The following is a 2,568-nucleotide window of genomic DNA, read 5'->3' on the forward strand; positions in this document are numbered from 1 at the left end:
TGAGCTGGTGCATCGACAAGGGTGGTGGAGTCAGATGAGATTGTGCATAGTGATCAAAACGGCACGTTATTTTTTTTTTTTTTCATGCTACGGCGACCACAGAGACCTACACGATAGATCACCCTCTTCCCCTACACGACGCTCTTCCGATCTAGCAGCGGCTGCGCGGCCACCGCGCCGGGGCCGACCAGCTGCTCGACGTCGAACACGCGGATCGCGTCGGAACCGGCCTCGACGTATGCGACGACCGTATTGCTCGTGCCGAGGTCGATCCCGACCGTATAGCGCTTCATCGCGCTCAGGCGGCGCCGCGCACGTCGAACTCGACCTTCCAGCGCTCGTTCGTGCCGCTCGGGATCGCCTCGAGTTCGAGTGTGCCGGCTTCGGTCACGCGCGCATGCAGCTTCACGGGTACGACCTCGCCGACCGTGCGCCCTTCGGCGGGCAGCGTCGCCTGGATTTCCTCCAGTTCCTGCAGCTCTTCCGGCGACCAGTAGTCGAGCAGCGTGCCGACCTGGTCCTGGCGACGCACCGACGAACCGAAGAAGCGGAACTGCACCGGTTCGCCGACCACGAGGCCGAACTCCTGCGGCGGCAGCGCCGCGTCCGAGCCCTCCTCCATCCCGAACGGCGCGACGCACAGCGCCTGCACCGGCGGTTCGAGCCCCGGCACCGCGGGCATCGCCGATTCGATCGCGACGTAGTACGCGCGCGCCGTGCCGCCGCGAATGCGCACGCCACGGCCGCGCTTCACGTAGCCGTAGTACGCCGCGCCGCGCGCGACCGCGAGATCGAGATCCGCGCCTTCGAGCAGGCGCGCGGGCGGCGCGCCTTCGGCGGCGAGCCAGCTGTTGAGCGTATCGAGCACGCGCTGCGTGAGCAGCGTCGACTTGAACACGCCGCCATTGAACAGCACGGCCGTCGGATGCAGGAACGTCGCGCCCTGCGGCAGCGTGCGCTGCACGCCTTCGAGCGAGTCGAGCGCCGCGACCTGGCGGCCGAGGAACGCCGCGAGATGGCGCGTGATGCCCGCGTCCTGCGCATACGGCAGGCCGAGCTGCGTCAGGCCGACACGTGCGCGGCTCACCGGGCGCGCGGCTGCGTCGACTTGCGGGAAGAAGCCTTCGAGGATCGTCTGCGTGAGTTCCGCGCGCGTCAGCTCCGTGCGGATCGACCCGCCGATCAGCTTCGAGCCGCGGCTCGGCACGACGAGCGGCACCGCGTCGGTCGTCGGGTCGGACAGCAGCGTTTCCTTCGCGGAACGGCACGCGTACGTGAGCGCACGCAGTTGCCACGGATCGGCCTGCGTGCCCTGCTGCGCGAGCTTGCGCGCAACGATATGCGCAAGCGCGAGGTCCATGTTGTCGCCGCCGAGCAGGATGTGCTCGCCGACCGCCACGCGATGCAGTTCGAGATTGCCTTCACGCTCGACCACCGCGATCAGCGACAGGTCGGTCGTACCACCACCGACGTCGACGCACAGGATCAGGTCGCCGACCTGCACCTGCTTGCGCCAGCCGCCCTGACTCTTCTGGATCCAGCTGTACAGCGCGGCCTGGGGCTCCTCGAGCAGCGTCATCCGCGAATAGCCGGCCGCGCGTGCGGCCTCGGCCGTCAGTTCGCGCGCGGCCGGGTCGAACGACGCGGGGATCGTGACCGTCACGTCCTGGTCCGCGAACGGCGCGTCGGGATGCGTGTGGTCCCACGCTTCGCGCAGGTGCGTCAGGTAGCGGATCGAGCTTTCCAGCGGCGACACGCGCGACACTTCCGGCGGCGCATCGCTCGGCAGGATCGCCGCGCGGCGATCGACCCCGGGGTGGCACAGCCAGCTCTTCGCGCTCGACACGAGGCGGATCGGCGTGCCGGCGCCGCGCGTGCGCGCCATCTCGCCGACCGCGAAGGCGCGCGAGGCCGTCCACGGCAGCGTCAGGTCGCCTTGCGTGAGTTCGCTTTCATGCGGCAGGTAGAGGAACGACGGCAGCAGGTCGCGCGACTCCAGCGCGCCGGGCGCGGTGAGCTGCGCGATCGGCAGCACCTGCTGCGTGATGGTTTCGCCGTCGCTCGCGGCGCTGTCGACATACGACAGCGCGCAGTGGGTCGTACCGAGATCGATACCGATCGAATAGCGCGGATCGCTCACAGTTCCACCTCCGCCGGTGCGACGACCGAGGCGTCGTGGCTGCCCGTCAGCTTCGGCAGGCGCACGTCGGCCACACGCCAGCCGCGATGGCTGACCGTCCCCGTGAACGGCGCCGAGCCGACCACGTTGCCCGTCACGCGCACGGCCGTCGCGTCGAAGCCGGCCGGCAGCGTCACGCGGCTGCCTTCGGCTTCGTCGCGCACCGGTACGATCGTGAAATGTTCGCGCAGCACGGCACGGCAGCCGTCGTGCACGAGGCGCGCGGCCGCGCCAATGTCGGCGTCCGCGTAGCCGGCGATGTCTTCCTCGACGAAGTCGATGAAGCGCGCATCGCGCTGCAGCAGGCCGAGCAGCTGCAGGGCGGCCTGCGGGCTCGCCTCGCGCAGCTCGGGCGCCGGCGCCTTCACGGGCGCGGCGGCAGGTGCCGG

Annotated in this window: 3 protein-coding genes; all 3 read right to left on the reverse strand. The window is 69.8% G+C overall.

Features of this window, described 5'->3' with window-relative positions:
- Positions 1–131: 131 nt before the first annotated feature.
- Positions 132–293, reverse strand: coding sequence for a hypothetical protein (locus G3O06_RS47635; protein WP_205820247.1), 162 nt, complete (start codon positions 291–293; stop codon positions 132–134).
- A gap of 5 nt (positions 294–298) precedes the next feature.
- Positions 299–2,140: an Hsp70 family protein gene (locus tag G3O06_RS47640; protein WP_175032125.1), complete on the reverse strand. Its 1,842-nt coding sequence runs from the start codon at positions 2,138–2,140 to the stop codon at positions 299–301.
- Positions 2,137–2,568: DUF2760 domain-containing protein (locus G3O06_RS47645; protein WP_241020617.1), on the reverse strand; the 432-nt coding region annotated here is incomplete at its 5' end. The genes G3O06_RS47640 and G3O06_RS47645, both read right to left, overlap by 4 nt.

Source organism: Burkholderia sp. Ac-20345 (assembly GCF_017104825.1).
In the GTDB taxonomy this organism is placed as follows: domain Bacteria; phylum Pseudomonadota; class Gammaproteobacteria; order Burkholderiales; family Burkholderiaceae; genus Burkholderia; species Burkholderia lata_B.